The organism is Paenibacillus sp. PAMC 26794, from assembly GCF_000316035.1.
In the GTDB taxonomy this organism is placed as follows: domain Bacteria; phylum Bacillota; class Bacilli; order Paenibacillales; family Paenibacillaceae; genus Paenibacillus.
Genome location: NZ_ANHX01000079.1, coordinates 69019 through 86353, shown reverse-complemented (window position 1 = coordinate 86353; position 17335 = coordinate 69019). Strand labels below are relative to the sequence as shown.

At 47.8% G+C, this 17335-nt stretch carries 17 protein-coding genes; 8 read left to right on the top strand and 9 right to left on the bottom strand.

Features of this window, described 5'->3' with window-relative positions:
- Nucleotides 1-233: 233 nt before the first annotated feature.
- The gene (locus D829_RS0125595) at nucleotides 234-1715 is read right to left on the bottom strand and encodes an alpha-amylase (RefSeq protein WP_017691767.1); all 1482 of its coding nucleotides are present in this window, start codon (nucleotides 1713-1715) and stop codon (nucleotides 234-236) included.
- A gap of 204 nt (nucleotides 1716-1919) precedes the next feature.
- On the bottom strand, nucleotides 1920-4232 hold the full coding sequence (locus tag D829_RS0125590; protein WP_017691766.1) for an ATP-dependent DNA helicase: 2313 nt from the start codon (nucleotides 4230-4232) through the stop codon (nucleotides 1920-1922).
- 364 nt (nucleotides 4233-4596) lie between these two features.
- Between D829_RS0125590 and D829_RS34330 the strand changes: the two genes are divergently transcribed.
- Together D829_RS34330 and D829_RS31925 are read left to right on the top strand one after the other, a co-directional pair.
- Nucleotides 4597-5094, top strand: coding sequence for an antibiotic biosynthesis monooxygenase (locus tag D829_RS34330; protein WP_017691765.1), 498 nt, complete (start codon nucleotides 4597-4599; stop codon nucleotides 5092-5094).
- Nucleotides 5095-5323: 229 nt separating this feature from the next.
- On the top strand, nucleotides 5324-7246 hold the full coding sequence (locus tag D829_RS31925) for an LTA synthase family protein (protein WP_017691764.1): 1923 nt from the start codon (nucleotides 5324-5326) through the stop codon (nucleotides 7244-7246).
- Nucleotides 7247-7340: 94 nt separating this feature from the next.
- On the opposite strand, the gene D829_RS0125575 is transcribed toward D829_RS31925, so the two are convergent.
- The 5 genes from D829_RS0125575 to D829_RS0125555 form a co-directional block, all read right to left on the bottom strand.
- Nucleotides 7341-7901 (bottom strand): hypothetical protein, encoded by a 561-nt coding sequence (locus D829_RS0125575; protein ID WP_017691763.1) that lies wholly within the window; start codon nucleotides 7899-7901, stop codon nucleotides 7341-7343.
- Between the two features lie 154 nt (nucleotides 7902-8055).
- Complete coding sequence (locus tag D829_RS0125570) at nucleotides 8056-8727, bottom strand: hypothetical protein (protein WP_017691762.1); 672 nt, start codon at nucleotides 8725-8727, stop codon at nucleotides 8056-8058.
- Between the two features lie 46 nt (nucleotides 8728-8773).
- Nucleotides 8774-9448, bottom strand: coding sequence for a GNAT family N-acetyltransferase (locus D829_RS0125565; RefSeq protein WP_017691761.1), 675 nt, complete (start codon nucleotides 9446-9448; stop codon nucleotides 8774-8776).
- A 74-nt stretch (nucleotides 9449-9522) separates the two neighbouring features.
- Nucleotides 9523-10380, bottom strand: a complete 858-nt coding sequence (locus D829_RS0125560) for a carbon-nitrogen hydrolase family protein (protein WP_017691760.1) — start codon at nucleotides 10378-10380, stop codon at nucleotides 9523-9525.
- A gap of 111 nt (nucleotides 10381-10491) precedes the next feature.
- Nucleotides 10492-11376 carry a LysR family transcriptional regulator gene (locus D829_RS0125555; RefSeq protein WP_017691759.1) on the bottom strand — a complete coding sequence of 295 codons (885 nt, stop codon included), beginning with the start codon at nucleotides 11374-11376 and terminating at the stop codon, nucleotides 10492-10494.
- A gap of 161 nt (nucleotides 11377-11537) precedes the next feature.
- On the opposite strand from D829_RS0125555, the gene D829_RS0125550 reads away from it, so the two are divergent.
- The 5 genes from D829_RS0125550 (at nucleotide 11538) to D829_RS0125530 (ending at nucleotide 14948) form a co-directional block, all read left to right on the top strand.
- On the top strand, nucleotides 11538-11909 hold the full coding sequence (locus D829_RS0125550; protein WP_017691758.1) for a CidA/LrgA family holin-like protein: 372 nt from the start codon (nucleotides 11538-11540) through the stop codon (nucleotides 11907-11909).
- Nucleotides 11906-12586: a CidB/LrgB family autolysis modulator gene (locus D829_RS0125545; protein ID WP_017691757.1), complete on the top strand. Its 681-nt coding sequence runs from the start codon at nucleotides 11906-11908 to the stop codon at nucleotides 12584-12586. The genes D829_RS0125550 and D829_RS0125545 overlap by 4 nt, the downstream gene beginning before the upstream one ends.
- Before the next feature lie 105 nt (nucleotides 12587-12691).
- Entirely contained in the window at nucleotides 12692-13210 is a 519-nt protein-coding gene (locus D829_RS0125540) for an AbrB/MazE/SpoVT family DNA-binding domain-containing protein (RefSeq protein WP_017691756.1), read from the top strand.
- A gap of 125 nt (nucleotides 13211-13335) precedes the next feature.
- The gene (locus D829_RS0125535; RefSeq protein ID WP_017691755.1) at nucleotides 13336-14031 is read left to right on the top strand and encodes a Crp/Fnr family transcriptional regulator; all 696 of its coding nucleotides are present in this window, start codon (nucleotides 13336-13338) and stop codon (nucleotides 14029-14031) included.
- Between the two features lie 113 nt (nucleotides 14032-14144).
- Complete coding sequence (locus D829_RS0125530; RefSeq protein ID WP_051154093.1) at nucleotides 14145-14948, top strand: DNA alkylation repair protein; 804 nt, start codon at nucleotides 14145-14147, stop codon at nucleotides 14946-14948.
- A 125-nt stretch (nucleotides 14949-15073) separates the two neighbouring features.
- Here the strand turns inward: D829_RS0125530 and D829_RS31920 are convergent, their stop codons facing one another.
- Nucleotides 15074-15454 carry a DoxX family protein gene (locus D829_RS31920; RefSeq protein WP_017691753.1) on the bottom strand — a complete coding sequence of 127 codons (381 nt, stop codon included), beginning with the start codon at nucleotides 15452-15454 and terminating at the stop codon, nucleotides 15074-15076.
- A gap of 424 nt (nucleotides 15455-15878) precedes the next feature.
- Between D829_RS31920 and D829_RS0125520 the strand changes: the two genes are divergently transcribed.
- On the top strand, nucleotides 15879-16178 hold the full coding sequence (locus D829_RS0125520; protein WP_026081419.1) for a helix-turn-helix domain-containing protein: 300 nt from the start codon (nucleotides 15879-15881) through the stop codon (nucleotides 16176-16178).
- A 104-nt stretch (nucleotides 16179-16282) separates the two neighbouring features.
- Here the strand turns inward: D829_RS0125520 and D829_RS0125515 are convergent, their stop codons facing one another.
- Nucleotides 16283-17287 carry a Gfo/Idh/MocA family oxidoreductase gene (locus tag D829_RS0125515; RefSeq protein WP_017691751.1) on the bottom strand — a complete coding sequence of 335 codons (1005 nt, stop codon included), beginning with the start codon at nucleotides 17285-17287 and terminating at the stop codon, nucleotides 16283-16285.
- Nucleotides 17288-17335 lie beyond the last annotated feature (48 nt).

Here is a 17335-nt window from a genome sequence, read left to right as displayed (position 1 = left end):
AGTAATAAGGTTACTGAGATTCGCTAGGATTCCAATAACGCTAATCCAGTGCAAATAGTGCGTGCTGAGTTCGTTAGGATGGAATTTCAGTTGTACATAGGAAAATGCAAAGAACCACCTAAACATAGGAGTCTCAGCTCTCCTGTTCAGGTGGTTCAACGATCTTTCAACGATCTATATACTGTTTTCATATCAATCAGTCTATCTTTTCTTATCCTGCCTGGCACATGCCGTTACTCAGCGTCAGCACAGTCCTCATTTTGTTCGGGAAGGGCCCATACAGAGATACCTCCACCGCACACATGGAAGGTGGCCCAGCCGTCTTCCTCAATGGTAATCTGATCATCACAGCTCTTCGTCAGATCCACCCAGATTTCACCAGCACGATGCTCTCCGATGAACATTCTTTTCTCACCGTCATCCCCATTGGAGATAACTACCGCACAACCGGAGCCTTCGATTTCCTCTACACCACGACGTACCCAGCCAATTGTATTCGCGTGATCGAAGTAATCTTCCTGCTCTCCATACGCCTTGTTGCAACGGGCCGACAGCAGAATGTCCAAAATCTCTTTTTTGCCATCCACAGGTTCAGGTCCACCAATGCCGTAATAATCTCCGTAAAATACAACCGGATACCCATCGCGACGTAATAGCGTCAACGCATAGGCGCTCGGCTTAAACCAATCACCAATCCACGATTCCAACGCTTCATGAGGTTGGGAGTCATGGTTATCTACAAAAGTTACCGCATGTGTAGGATGGGTCTGCACCAAGGTATCATCAAAAATTTTGGAGAGATCAAAGTCTCTGCCTTTAAGCGAAGCCTCATGCAACTTGTAGTGAAGAGACACATCGAACAGGTCGATCTGATAGTCTACCGTATCAAGGAATTCACGACATGCATCCAGGTTCGAGTTCCAGAACTCACCTACGATGTAGAAATCCTGACCGCGTTTGCGGATCATCTCTGCTGCGAACTCCTTGATGAATTCGTGGTTGATATGCTTGATGGCATCCAGCCGGAACCCACCGCATTGGAGGGTATCAATCAGCCATTTCCCCCAATCGATCATCTCGCGCCGAACATCCGGGTGGTTGTAATCTATATTGGCAAACATCAGATAATCGTAGTTTCCAAACTCATCATCGACATTCTGATTCCAGTTCTTGTTCTCACCTGCGATGCGGAATACACCGCTCCGTTCTCCCTTGGCATCAAAGTCCGTGCCATTGAAATGTTCGGAGTTCCACTTAAAGGAGGAGTATTGATCTCCGCGACCCGGGAATGTGAATTTGGTCCAGCCCTCAATTTCGAACGGCTCAGAAATTTCCTTCGTTCGATCATTCGGATCAACCTCGATCACTTTGAACACTTCCGTCTCATCTGCTCCGGCCTTGTGATTCATAACCAGATCCACATAGACGGCGATTCCGTTCTTCTGACACTCGGCAATGGCCTCCACCAGTTCCTGCTTGGTGCCATATTTGGTCCGTACGGTACCCTTTTGGTCAAATTCACCCAAATCATACAGATCATATACACCATAACCTGTATCCTCAGCTGATACGGCTTTGGTCACAGGAGGCACCCATACCGTATCAATGCCTTTAGCTTTCAGTTCCGGGGCCATTTCAGCCAGTCGCTTCCAATGATCTCCGTCTGCAGCCAGGTGCCATTCAAAAAACTGCATCATGGTATGATTTCTCTTCATTATAACCGACCTCCTTGATTGCTTTCGAAGCGGACCGCGGAACGGATAGGGTAATTCGCCGTTGTTCGTTCGTTGCTAACCAAGTTATAACCCTTTCACCCTACCCTTCAATCATATAAAGGAAAGAAATCTGAGAAAAATGTTAAACTTCTTGGTTCAGCATTTGCCTGATTCCATTGAAATTGCTGTGGAGATGCATCATATTCAAATTCGTTTATAGTCCCGCCACTCCTCTGGCAGGAGAGAACGATACGGTTCTTGGATAAAACGATCGTCGACCAGCACCAACACACCCTTGTCTTCTTCCGTTCGAATCAGCCGTCCACCCGCCTGCAGCACCTTATTCATACCCGGGAAAATATAAGCGTAATTGAATCCGTTACGTCCTGTCCGATCATAATAATCACGTAATACGTTGTTCTCCAGACCAATCTGCGGCAGCCCCGCACCTACCACAACAACACCATTCAAGCGGTCTCCCGGCAGATCGACACCCTCAGAGAATACGCCACCCATGACGGCAAATACCAAGCGTGTTCGTTCAGGATTCGGCTGAAATCCATCCAAAAACTGCTCCCGTTCCAGTTCGTTCATGCCTTGCTTTTGTATGACCGTATCCGCTTCATTCGGAAGTTGTGCATAGGTTTCATATATCTCGCGCATATAAGGATAGGAAGGAAAGAAGACCATCAGATTGCTGCGCGGCCATTCACTTACCAGCTGTTGCAGCATCTCCGCAATGGGTCGCCGGGATTGCTCCCGATCCTTATATCGCACAGATAAGGGCAGGAGTCTCACATCCAATTGTTCGCGCTGAAATGGTGATGGAATCTGCAACGTATAATCCTCTTCCTCTGCACCCAGCATATCCCGATAATAGCGAAGGGGTGACAATGTGGCCGAGAAATGAATGAGGGAGCGGAATCCTTTGGCCGTCTGACGAAGCAGTACCGAAGGATCGAGACAGAATAACTTCACTCTCACTTCACTTCGAACACACTCTGCATACGTAATAAAACGTTCATCATACAGCTTGGCAATGCGCAGGAAATTCTGTGCCGTGAAGTAGGCATCCAACAGCAGCTGATCCGTCTCGGCATTTCCCGAACCACCTTCAACAAGACATTGCTCCGCGACCATGACAAAAGGCTCCAGTCGTTCAATCAGTTCCTCCGGCGCCTCCTGCTGGATAATCTTCCCTTCTTCTCCACCGTTTTTCCGAAGGGTAATCAGATACTTATCAATGGCCCCGGTGTAATCAACAATGGCTTTGGCAGCAGGCACACTACTATCCAGCGACTGGAACTCTCTTTTCACATCCAGAAATACGGCCTTCTCCAGCTCGGCGGAAAACATCATTCGGCCACGATCGACCAGATTATGAGCCTCATCTACCAGTAACACCGTCTTGCGTTTCTGCTCCTCCAACATTCTTTTCAGAGAGATCCTCGGATCGAAAATATAGTTATAATCGCAGATCACCGCATCGGCTGCATACGCCGCATCCAGTGAAAACTCAAACGGACACACCCGATGTTTGCGCGCATACTGCTCGATGACCGGACGTGTCATCAACGTCTCATGTTCCAGCATGTCCAGCACGGCCCCGTTAATACGGTCATAATATCCTTCACACATGCCACACTGCCCCGTATCACAAGCTTCCTCTTCCTTAAAACAAATCTTGTCCTTCGCGGTCAGACTGATCACATGCATCTTCAATCCTTCCGATTGCATCCGGGCAAAAGCTTCTTCTGCCGCCACCCGTGTCGTCGTCCTCGCGGTCAGATAGAACAATCGGCTTGCTTCGCCTTCGCCAATCGCTTTGACCGTGGGGAATAGCACGGACATCGTTTTACCAATGCCTGTTGGTGCTTTGGCCATCAATCCCTGACCCTCACGGATCGTCTTGTATACGGCTCCTGCCAGCTTCCGTTGTCCTTCCCGATATTTGCGAAAAGGAAACGGCAGCTCTTTCACACTGATATCTCGCTTTTCTTCATACGCAGCAATCATCTCTGCATACGGCGCATAGCCGGCAATCACTTCTGCCGCAAACTGCTCCAGTTCCTCTCGTTCTGCCATTCGGCGAAACCGTCTTTCTTCATGATTCACCGAGTGTACATACGTAAGCTGTACCTGCATACGTGGTTCATCCTGCTGAACGGCGTACATATAGGCATACATCATGGCCTGCGCCCAATGCACGGGAAGCCCCTCACCTAGCTCGTCCAGATTGCCCGCAGTGGATTTGATCTCATCCACCGTCAACTGACCGTCCAGACGAATTAGTCCGTCACATCGCCCCTCCACCACATAGGTCAGATCCCCATGTTGGATCTCAGCTTCGAGCACAATCTCTTTTAAATCCTCTTCGGTGTACTCCTTCTGTACCCGCTGATGAATTCGAGTTCCCTCCTGCATCGATGCATTGGTCCGGAACCCTGGACGTATGCTGCCACTACGGTACACATACTCCACCAAAGGTCTAACCGATATCCGAATTGTTGTTGTCATACGATCACCCGTTCTGTTTGTAGTGACTCTACTTTATCATGAAAAGACGTGCCCAAACCAGTTGATCCGCCGATTGGACTCGCACAATCCCATATGCTATCTTGAGGTATATAAGTTGAACTAGTTAATGTTACACTTGCCACTCCGATGACAGAACAACCTTCCGATCGCTGTTACCCCCAGATTTTTTTGATCCCCCTTGATGGGGAAAATCCGGTGATAGCGTATGCTTCCGATGTAGCTTTCTTTCAGAAAGCTTTCAGGCGCACGTTTTGCTTCTTCAGGTTATTTCTGTCCTCTGCGTTCTCGTGTAAACGTATAGTTTAACTTACATGGATTGTATTTATATAAGGAGGCAGCTTCTATGTATATCTATTTGGTTCCTTCACCGATTCCGGATGCGCTTGCTGCATACCCGCATCTGACTTTGCGAAGCGAAGAGCACGTGCGTCTGGCTATTGAATCCGCAGAACGCCTGATGAATATCGAGTCTGATGATAACGTTGCCGCATATGAAGCTTTCGATGCCGCAGGCTCCTGGACTGGCGGTGGTTACGCTGTTCTCAACAATATCCCTGTCACAGAGGATGGTCGTAACGATTTTGAAGAACGGTTTAAGAACCGTGCTCGCAAGGTAGAAGACGAGCCTGGCTTTGTCGGAATTCGTGTGCTTCGTCCTCTCAAGGATGACACGTATGTCGTACTTACACTCTGGCAGTCGGAGGAACATTTCAAAGGCTGGCAGGAATCCCAGGCATATAGTCACGCTCACCGAAACCGCAGTACAAGCGAAGGGCTGACCGCACAGAAGCCCACCATGTTCCCCAGATCTTCTTACGTCACAACGTACACGATAGAATAACGGATTGGGCCACATCTGGCTTTCATCACAGTAGCCCATGTTTTTTCAAACCTCTTCCTGCGTGGAAGAGGTTTTTTGCCATCAATTGTTGAAGGCTATTATTTTTGACACAGCATGCTGTGATAGGATAATACTTGTTAAATGAAACTTCGGAAGGGAAGGCGGTACCTTTTCACGCAGTTCACTCACCCGATTTCTAAGCGGACCGTATATATTCTTTACCATTATCATGATGATCAAAAGCTCACTGGCCTGGATCGTTATCTTCGATGACATCCCTCTCTGGAAACCACTGCTGACCGAATTGCCGCTCATCTGGATCGGCTTCTGTCTAATTGAGTGGTTTGCTGCCAAGCGGCGGATGTGGATGTACCTTGCCGTGAATCTGCTGCTCTCGGGAATTTTCTTTGCAGCCATTATGTACTACAAATATTATGGTGTGATCGTTAACTATCACGCACTGGCACAGGTGAATCAGGTGACCTCGGTCAAGAGCAGCATGTTCTCTTTGCTTGACCCCTATTATTTGTTTATTTTTGCAGACGTTCTGATCATTGGGGGGATACTCATTCTTCGTCGGATCAAGCTCGGCAGTACAGAACGCCCGCATCGTATTCCGCTTGAACGACGTGCCAGAAGACGGGTTGCCTCGGTCATTCTGACCCTGTCCATGATCCTGTGCATGCTTAACATCTATCCGAATCGGGCCAGCATGAGTGAAATTACACAAGCAGAACAGATGGGCATCCTCGGTTACGAGGCGTATACCATCCTGGATCCACCTGATGAATTTGTGCCCATTGCTCACATTGATCAGGCTGACATCGACCAACTGAAGCAAACGACTGAACTTCCTGCGATTGTCGAGCAGGGTGCAGCGAGCGGACGCATCGTGATTATGCTCCAGTTGGAATCGTTTCAGAACTTTCTGATTGGATTAGAGGTAGATGGACAGGAGATTACGCCTAATCTAAATCAATTGGCTAGACAGAGCCTGTATTTTCCGAACTTTTATCAGCAAGTGGGACAGGGAAATACATCGGATGCTGAATTTGTTGTGAATACATCGTTCTACACCCCGCCGAACGGGGCAGCAACGACTGTATATGCGGATAAAGCTCTGCCGAGTCTACCCAAGTTGATGTCAGCAAACGGATATCAGACAGCCACATTCCATACGAATGATGTTCGATTCTGGAATCGGGATCAGTTATACAAGGCACTTGGATTCGACCAGTATTATGATATTGATTATTTCGGCACACAGGATTCTATCGCTTTCTCGGCCTCGGATGAAGTACTGTATTCCAAAACACTGGATAAGCTGGAATCTATACAGCCTTCGGGTGATCCCTTCTATGCCCATATCATCTCCATGTCAGCCCACCACCCGTACACTTTGCCTGAAAACAAGGTGAAGCTGACGCTGCCTGAGCGTTACAAGGATACGTTGCCCGGTGACTATCTGATATCGCAGCATTATGCAGATCAGGCGGTTGGACAGTTGATTGCGGGATTGAAGGAACGGGGATTATGGGAAAATAGCCTGCTCGTCTTGTACGGGGATCACCTGGGACTTCCCATCTATTCACTGGATCGGGAAGACAAGGTCCTTATGAAAGAGTTGTATGGTCGGGAATACACATCAGCAGATATGATTAATATTCCACTCATTATCTCGGCCCCTGGCGTTACCCCGGGTGTACAACTGGAACAGATCGGAGGCCAGGTGGACATTCTGCCAACGATTGCCGGACTCACCGGAGTATCACTGAAAGATCAATTACACTTCGGACAGGATTTGTTGCGTGAAGGCGGAAATCTTCTCCCCGAGCGTTATTACCTTCCTTCCGGGTCGGTGCTAAACGATGCTTCTCTCTTCATACCGGCGAAAGGCTACGGGGATGGGACGCATTATTCCCTAGCTGATGCCGGCAGACAGGATGCCGAGCAACAGCAGATGGATGTTCCTTCGGACGAGACGCCGCAGATTTTGGCGGACAAGTTACCTTCAGCATTCGCCACGCCCAATGACAGTGTGGTGCACTCTTCACGGTTTATAACCAAAGAACAATATGATCGGGCATTGGATCTTGCACATTTGTCCAACAGTTATTTGAGCCAGCTACGGGATCGAAAGGCTACACAATAATTGAATCTTTTCACTCGAACTCATCCATGCGGCGACCTTCCTCTTTACCATAGAGAGAACGGTCGCTATTTATTTTCAGAACCAGACTAGGGGCCTATCCATTCGTGAGCAGACCATCAAAGAGCCAGTTGCCTTCCTCGGAACGAATGAAATAGATATCCAATGCACCGTTTCCATCAGACCATACTATAGCCATATGTAAAATGACACGATCTGAATCCAGAGGATTAAATCCACGGTACTCCAAATTATTCAGGCTAACGTTTTGCAGGAAAGGGACTTCGTAATCCCCCTGTTCCAGTTTCGAAATAATGATATTGTTCTGCTTCGAAATTTCTATGTTCGGAGAAGACAAAGATTCAAGATATGTATAGTTATTGGATTGCATCGCCGCTATCAGTTTAAACGTTATGTTCAGCGTTTCTCTTAAACTTTCTACCTCTTCCTGCTCCTTTGCGTTTTTTGCATCTTTTTCCTTCTGGTTGTTTCGTATCTGCTCCTTCAGCAGTTCATTTTCCTTCCGAATTTGTTCGGTATCTATGGCATCCTTGCGTTCCCTCTCCTGTACATCTGGTAGTGAAGCATCGTCACTCGAACTGCAGGCTGTTAAAAATAAAGCGAGCATCCATATCAACAAGATTCTGCTTTTTCTCATCTAATCCCCTCCTTAATAAAAATGAATACAAACACATACCTTCCATATTTATGGTAACATATCCCATACGAAAGAAAAGAGTATCTCGTTCGTTCTAAAAAATAAATAAAAAAGACCCGAACCCTGTTAGTCCAGGCACGGGTCTTTCATATGATTACAACGGCAGTAGCGCAACCGACTTGCGAGCAGTCAATTGCTCTACCATGGCAAGCCATTCCTGCGGTTTGTTCGGTAACACCGCATAATATCGATTCAGGAAATCAGCCACCAGGCTTGCTGGCAGTTCACCAAGGGACTCATCGCCTGGCATAAAGCACAGATCCAATCCGCCAACTGCTTCACCGTCACCTTGCCAGGATGGATGAACATATGGGAAGTCCAGACGCTGATATCCCAGATGGGACAGCACTTCGCGACGCACATACGGGTCCATCGGCTTGATGCCGCCAAACTCATGATCCTGACTCAGATAAGGGTTATAGATTTCGGCAAACATGCCGAACAATTCTTTCCCGTTCGCCGCAGCCAGCTTTTGGAGATCACGCTTGCGGTGATTCGCCAGGAAACTGCCGATCCCCAAGCCTTCGCGCCCAATAATCGTAAAGTCCGTCATGGCTACGTTCCAGTCCTCGTAATAACGGTACTCCGTTGCTCCAACAACCTGTCCTTCATGCACTGCCACGAACACCCGAATACCCGGATCTTCCAAAGGCTCTGCCCACAGAGGGAAGTCCAGCACTTCTTCCCGCGGGAAAATCTCCTGCATCAACTTGTGCATTTGGGCAAACAATGGATCTTTAATAGATGTAATACGCGTGAATTCCATGGATAAATCCCCCCTTGATCGATGATGTATTTCCTTTAACATTTTTTTATTTGAACGGATTCCGCCACTCCATCAGAGCAGCATAGTTGCAGGATTCCTCATCGTCCAGATAGTCCGCCGTCACACCAACCAGCATGCGTCCACAACGAAGCAGGAACGATATTACTGGATCACGTCTCTCTCCCGCTGCTACCTGATTCAGATATTCCTGCGCAGACAGTTGGTCTGCAACCAGATGATAACCTGGCATTCTGCCGGCTCCTAGTAACCGATCCATACCCTGTGCAATCACAAGGTGGTACATCGCCTGCATCATAAGCTGAGCCAATCCCCACTTGCGGTACTTTGGTCGAACACAGAGATCGACAATATACAGCGTGTTGCCCTCCGGGCGGTGGTTACGAATATAACCGTCATCCGTTACTTCGGCCCAGGTATGACTTGCTGGATGTGCAGGGTCCCACTGCATCCGTAGCGAAGTCATCGAGCCAGCCAACTCTCCATCCACTTCAATACAGATGGCACCCTCCGGGTAATGCTGCACATGACTGGTGAGCTGCTCGCGACTCCAGAGCAGCTCTTCCGGATAAGGAGGAGGGAAACTCTCCGCCTGAATGCGAATGAGTTCCTCAAAGTCGGCAGTAACATAATTGCGGACAACTGCCTTTACCCTTTTGCCACTTTGCTCCGGGTCAGTGATCAGCATTTCTTTGATATACATGTTGCCGGTTCACCCCTTTCCACTGACAAAATGAATTCCCTACTCTGTTTCGCTTCGGTTTTAAGAGCAACTCGCTACTCCCAATCGGTATACAGATCAGTACGGCGGTCACGCCAAGTCGTTACCGATCCACGTTCGCGCACCTCATACAGCAAGTCCAGATCCAGATCGGCGGTCACAATCATATCGTTGTTAATCTCACCCTCGGCCAGAATGCCACGTGGCGGGAACGGAATATCATTCGGCGTAATAATTGCAGCCTGTCCATAGTTGGCACGCATGAAGTCAACGGTCGGCAGGTTACCCACTGTTCCGGTTAACACAACATACACCTGATTCTCCACCGCGCGGGCATGACTCGTATAACGCACACGATAGAATCCATGACGATCGTCCGTACAGGAAGGACAGAAAATCACATCAGCGCCTTTGGCTTTGGCCATCCGAACAATTTCCGGGAACTCAATATCGTAACAGGTCAGCATGGCTATACGGCCTTTATCGGTGTCGAACACCTCAAGTCCATCTCCGGGAGCCATATTCCATTCCTGTACTTCGGTTGGCGTAATGTGAATCTTGTCCTGACGTGCGATACGACCATCCGGGTAGAACATGTGGGCTGTGTTGTACAGCTTCCCCTCACGGCGAATGACGTGAGTTCCCCCGATGACGTGCATGCCGTACTTGGCAGCAAGTGACGTGAACAGTTTTTCATATTGCTCCGTAAAGTTTGGCAGATCCTCAATTGTCAGTGCATTGCCTTGTTCGTCCCCAATGGACATTAATTGCGTTGTGAAAAATTCCGGGAACAGCACAAATTCGGTTCCGTATTCATTAGCTGTCCGTATGTAATGCTCAGCCTGAGCGGCGAACTGCTCAAACGAGCTGATTGTGTGCAGTTGGTATTGTACAGCGGATACCCGCAGTTTCATCTTCGTACACCTCCACCATTATTATGCTTCCATTGTAACAACGATCCGGGGTCAACAAAAGAGTATTTACACTGGGCACTACAATGACAGAACAACCTACCGATCGCCCCCTCACTCACCCAGCATCGACTGCGTGAATCCGATCCACTCTCTCGTGGCAAATGAAAGATAGCGGTCCTTCCGCCAAATCATACCGAGCTGCCATGGAATCACCGGTTCCACCACGGGTATGATGCGCACACGCATATGGTCCACCTCACGACAGATTGTCTCCGGCAGTAAGGCCACCCCCAGATTGGCGGCAACCATTGCGCTGAGCAGATCCCACTGAGAGCTCTCATATACCACCCGGGGTTGGAACCCGGCATGCTGGCAAGCCACAATAATCCGGTCATGCAACGCAAAATCCTCCCGAAACAGTACAAAGGCGTCATTTTCCAGTTCATGTAATGCAACCGACTCTTTCCCTGCAAGCGGATGTGAAGGGTGTACGAGCAGGTTCAGCTTCTCTTTCACAAACACAAAATGATCCAACAGCTCATCCACGGTTGGTAGTACGGCAACGCCAATATCCAGTGCACCGCTGATCACATCGGCCTCCACTTTTTTGGCACCATCCTCAAATAGCTGAATGGTCACCTGCGGGTAGGCTTTATGAAATTCACCAATGATCATGGGGAAAAAGCTGGACCCTACCATTGGCGGCAAGCCGATCCGCAGATGCCCTTTCTTCAGATTCATCAGATCGTCCAATTCGGACGACAGACTGCGGAATGATTTTTCAATCTCAAGTGCCTGACGAAAAAACACATGGCCCGCATCGGTTAGTTTAACTTTCTTGCCATAACGGTCCAACAACGTGATACCCAATTCCTCTTCAAGACTCTTGACCGTCTTGCTGATCGTAGGCTGGGTGATATACAGAACTTCAGCGGCTTTTGTGAAGCTCTGCTGCCGGGCAACTTCCAGAAAATATTGCAAATGGCGGATATCCATCGGTTGATCCCCACCTCTCATAGACAAATGGAATAGTAAACATTCTTAATATGCATTTTACTCATGAAAGAATGCCATGTAAAATTTATGATATCAAGTGAATCATTTTCATTTTCATAACAACTCAAACGAATACGTTGATTATACAAGGAGGGATTGAAGTGAAAAAATGGGGCCTCGGTATTGCACAAGTTGCGCTCTTGATGGTTTTTTCACTGCTTATGGACCTGTTGGCCCGTACTCTCCATCTTCCTGTACCAGGTTCAATCCTCGGTATGGTTGTGTTATTCATTCTGCTTCAGACCCGTGTCGTGAAGCTGCGCTGGATTGAAGTTGGAGCTGCCTGGTTGCTTGGTGAACTATTGTTATTTTTTATCCCGTCAGCCGTTGGCATCATGAACTATATGCCCATGCTCGAGCATGACGGATTGCAGATTTTATTCATCGTACTGCTTAGCACTTTCCTGGTCATGTCCTGCACAGGCCTGGTTGCTACACGAATTGCCAAACGAAAGGAGCGTCACACCGGATGATTGGATTCCTCTGCCTGCTGTTAACCGTCGGTATCTATTGGGTTACCAAACGAATATATCGCAATCTGCCGAAAGTATATCTGTCTCCACTGCTCATTACGCCGCTCCTCGTCGTTGGCATATTGCTCGCAACGGGAACGGATTATGTCACGTATAGCAGTGGCGGCAAATGGCTGAGTCTGCTGCTTCAACCGGCCACCGTGGCTTTTGCCGTACCGCTCTATACCTTTTTCCATGTACTCAAAAAACATATTTCCGAGATTGTCTTCAGTGTCATGACCGGTTCGGTCGTTGCGGTACTTTCTTCTGCCCTGCTGGCCAAATGGTTGCGCCTGGATTCAGGGCTAGTCCACAGCTTGATCCCGCGCTCCATTACTACACCCATTGCCATGAACGTATCGGCTACGATCGGTGGCATTCCCGCAGTGACAGCTGTTTTTGTTATTATGACTGGCCTGCTCGGGGTGATTATGGGACCTTCTATCGTCAAAATGCTGCGCATTGATGGGGAGATTGCACGAGGCACACTGTTTGGAACCGGTGCCCATGGCACAGGGACATCCAAGGCGTTTGAACTGAGTTCCCTGACGGGTACCATCTCCAGTATCTCCATGGTACTAGCTGCATTGTTCACTTTAGCCGTTGCACCCGTGCTCTCGAAACTTATTTTCCCATAATAGTTGGCATTATCCCACTTTTTTGAAATATTATTGTTGTATTAAAGCCCTTTCTTCCTTACAATAAGGACAGGTTTTAATTGTGAATAATGCGGGGGAGATGCGATGAAAAGAACCGGAATGAAGAGATCTCTGGACCGTCTTGGACGAATTGTCCTTCCCAAAGAAATGCGGGATACGATGGAAATCCATATCGGCGATCCGCTCGAGTTTTTCATTGAAGGGAAAGAGTTGATTTTAAGAAAGTACAAATCAACATTATGTATTTTTTGCGGTGACATGGATACACAAATGTATTTCAAAGAACAATTCATCTGCCGGACTTGTGCAATTCAATTAAAACACCCGGATGACTCTCCCAACTGGTTCGTACCTCAGAACAAACAGGCTCCTGCACCCGTGGAGCGTCCTGCTTCCAAATCCGCCTCATTCTCATCTCCCGCCAGGGAAGAAGGGACCACAGCTGACAACCAAGAATACCCGGACTTGCGACCGAAGACGGCACGCATGCTGCAACAGATGAAAGAAATTGTTGAACAGAATCCCGGTTTGGCTCAACAGCAAATTGCGGAAAAGCTTGGCATCAGCCAAGGACGCGTCTCTCAATTAAAAAAGTTACTATAATCAAAATGGCATTCGATCATTTATAGTCAGAAGACCTTCCGATCAGGAAGTCCCGCTGCAAGAGAACCCGTTGTTTTTCGTGGGTTCTTCTTTTTTATATTCATATCGTAATGGAAAGGAGTTCTATGGATAAAATTCTGTATTTATCACAATTCGACCTCATGTCCTCCTTGTCAGAGGCAGACCTGATTGAAATGGATGGGATGACTTCTATTACGACCATACCCAAAAACAGACAGATCCAGACACCCGATACGTTTACAGAAGGTTTCTATTTTGTAAAACGGGGGAAGGTTCGTTTATATACATTGAACCCGGAGGGCAAGCAGTTCACTCTCGATATTTTGACGGAAGGTAACGTGTTTGGAGAAATGAACGGAATCTCTCTCGGAACACGTGCCGTTTATATTGAAACGATGGAGGAGTGTGATATTTGCCTGATGAACAAACAACGTTTTGAACAGTTTCTGATTGAACATCCGGAATTTATGATGAGACTGATGAACGTACTAAGTGAGCGGATCAAACGAATGAGCGAGTTGACACAGACGCTGGCACTCGGGAACCTGCATGAAAAGGTGATACATAATCTCTTCCGGCTGGCTGAACAGTTGGGATGGATCGAAGAAGATGAGTACTGCCGGATTCAACTCGGGCTTACCCATCAGGAGATTGCCTGGATGGCAGGAGCCACACGGGAATCGGTTACGATTGTAATGCAAGAGTTAGCAAAAGCTGGCCGTATTCGTACCGGATTCAAATCAGTCTCCCTTCATCGTGACGAAATCGCCACCCTTCGGAAAATAACTGCCCACTTGTAAGATGCCTTACATCCCTGTTCTCCAGCCAGTTGTATTGTATAACGCATGACGCTATACAACCAAGGAGGAATATACTGTTGAATGCTAAGCCAGATCTATTTATCCCTGAAGACATTCTCCTTCGCAAAGGTGCCCGTAAAGCAACGGAAATCCCTGAGCATATCCGCAATTGGCTACAAGCAGGACATATCGAATCGGTCAATCTGACCGAATGGCTGGCTGTAGATCATGTTTCTCTTTTTCAGAAGGTTACCCATGAATGGGGAATGGATGCCGAAACCCGAGCAATTATAGAGCAGTTAAAACAGAGGGATGAGCAGCGGATCATGAAAATCATCCCGGCCATAGCCATGCAATGGCTTAATCTGTTGAAACGTCTAACAATGAATGAACGAACGAATCTCTTTCGTTCCATTGCAGAACATCGTTCAGACAGTGTTCGCTGCTGGGCGGCGTATGTCATTGGACTGGATTCCCATCTGAACCTGACTGAAAAGTTGGAGCAGATTCGCCCCTTTGCAGCAGATCATCACTTTGGTGTAAGAGAAATTGCCTGGATGGCTGTACGGGAGTCCATCTCTGCCGAATTATCCTCAGCCTTGCAACAGTTAATCCCCTGGAGCGTTGACCCTGATCCACTGATCCGTCGCTTTGCCATAGAATCAATCAGACCTCGTGGCGTCTGGGCCAAGCATATTCAGGAGTTAAAAGAAAATCCGGCCATGGCCCTTCCCTTGCTTGACGCGGTGAAATCCGATGCCCATAAGTATGTGCAGGATTCGGTAAGTAACTGGCTGAACGACGCCAGCAAGACCAATCCAGAGTGGGTGCGGCAGGTCTGTGCCACTTGGACTCAGCAGTCGGATACCCAACATACGCGGCGAATCGTTACACGTGCCACGCGAAGTCTTACATAAAAAAAGATGACCACCGCTCACTGGCAGTGGTCATCTTCTGCATAGGCATCCGCGTTTACATTCCTTTTGACAGGAATACCTTTTCCTCGGTAAATAGCCCAATAACGTTCCCTCTTATCTTTAACTTACGCCTGAATCGCGTCCATCTGGCCTTCTTCTTCCGCTTCCAATCTGCGCATACCCACAACCAGGACAATGATGTTAGCTACCAACAACACAGCCGGGAACGGAACAGCAGCGTATTGTACATAGATCAGATGACTTCCCACGGCCCCAATCAGAATGAATGTCAGTATGCCAGAAGCCAGGATGCGAGTCCGTGGAATCAGCAGTCCTACTGCACTAAGCAACTCCGCAGCGCCCAGCAGATACATCGTCCATGTCGGATAAGAGAAACTCTCGAATGTCTGAATCATCAGGTCTGCTCCACTAATCTTATTAAACCCCGTCATGACGAACACACCTGCAAGAATAACCAGAAAAATATAACCCAAAATTTTGTTCATATGTAGATCCTCCTGTAACAAATTAGTTATTCCCACTATGTAATGATTACTTTTGCTGCACATTGTAAAAAAAGAATCTATGTAAAAGTTCCCAAAGGTCACTCTGTTTTCAACCATTCAGCCCAGTTCAATTTTCAGAATAGTACGCGTTCATATTATACGTATTATTTATCACTAACTTACTTTTGTGAAGTTAGTATATAATAATAATATAATTTCTTCAAGTAATTTTTCGCTGTATGATGTATAATACATACAAAAGGTATGTTACAGTATATTTTGTAGTAACCCTCATTTACTTGGATGTCCTATATTCTTAAAGCGGCAGAAACCATGTCCTTTCATATACAACTTGCGAAGAAAATAATCATGAATCGAGGTGAACACGTTGAAACTGAAAAAAGTAAAAGCACCAAGTCCCTGTATGATCACTCAAGCCATAGACATCATAGGCAAGAAGTGGGTACTGTTAATCATGTACCAACTGTTGTCCGGACCCAAGCGGTTTACGGAGCTTGAAGCAGAGATGGCGATCAGTGGACGACTTTTATCGGAGCGATTGAAGGAAATGGAGACGGAAGGTATCGTAACCCGACACATGTTTCCAGAGATACCTCCCCGTGTAGAGTATGAATTGACACCTAAAGGCAGAGCCATTGAACCTGTCATTGATCAGATCTACAGTTGGTCATCCGACTGGTTGAAACAGCAGAAATCCGAGTAGTTGAATTGCTGCTTAATAATCTCTACTCAACATAAATACGCCTGAATCAGGCTGATCTGCGGATCATTCCCTGATTCAGGCGTATTTATATTACCTTCAACTTTTTAATGAGAGAGATGTCTTGAAGGCTGAAGCTGTACAGGCAGACCGGAATCTGCCGATGCCAGCGCCGCCGACGTAATCTCCTGTGTACGGCAGGCATCGGCATAATCGGACAGAATTCGTGAACGGTCTCCCGTACGCAGGGCATGAATGAACGCTTCATTCTCACGCTCGTATGGATTATGTCCTGCCGGAATCTCCAGACCTGCCATCGCATGTTTTGCCGCACTTGGCAGAAGCAAACGTTCTGGCGTCCAATCCCACACGCCTGCATCCGTGTAGAACTGGAGCCCTGCGCCGCCCTCTCCGTCTGGCAACAGACATGTATTGGCGATACTTGCAATCGCTCCACTTTCCAGCTTGAGCGTCACATTCGCCACATCGGCAACGGTGACATGCTCATGCTTCTCATGCATGCTTCGCTGAGCTGCTACAGCATATACCTCCGTAACTTCTCCTGCACAATACCGAAGCAAGTCTACAATATGTGTAGTCTGCTCTACGAATTGTCCTCCTGAACCATCCTGACGCCGCCACCAGGCGACCCCTGGCATTCCGCCCATCCACCGGCCAAGAGCCATGCCGACCGTCTGTTCTTTCATCGCTTGCTGCAGGACCTGCGCAGCCTCCTGATAACGGAAATGGTATCCGACAGAGGTTAACAATCCGCTCTTTTGCACCTGATCCAATACCTGACGCGGAACATCCATTCCGGTGCTCAAAGGTTTCTCCACCAGGAATGGAATACCGCGGCGGATTAATTCGGACTCAATCGATCCGTGAGACATCGGAGGCACACAGATATACACCGCATCCAGCTTCTCACCATCCAGCATATGTTCAAGTTCCCCGTAACCAACTGCATCATAAACGGAGGCCATAGCCTCTGCCTTTTCGAGCGATGTTCCACAGACACTCGCAACACGAACACCTTCCATCCGTGCGAGAATATCCGCGTGCACCTTACTGAACCAGCCTGTTCCAATGATTCCGATCTGTAATGTCATGGATGTAATCCCCTCTCTATGTTACACGCTTACATGTTCCATTCGACT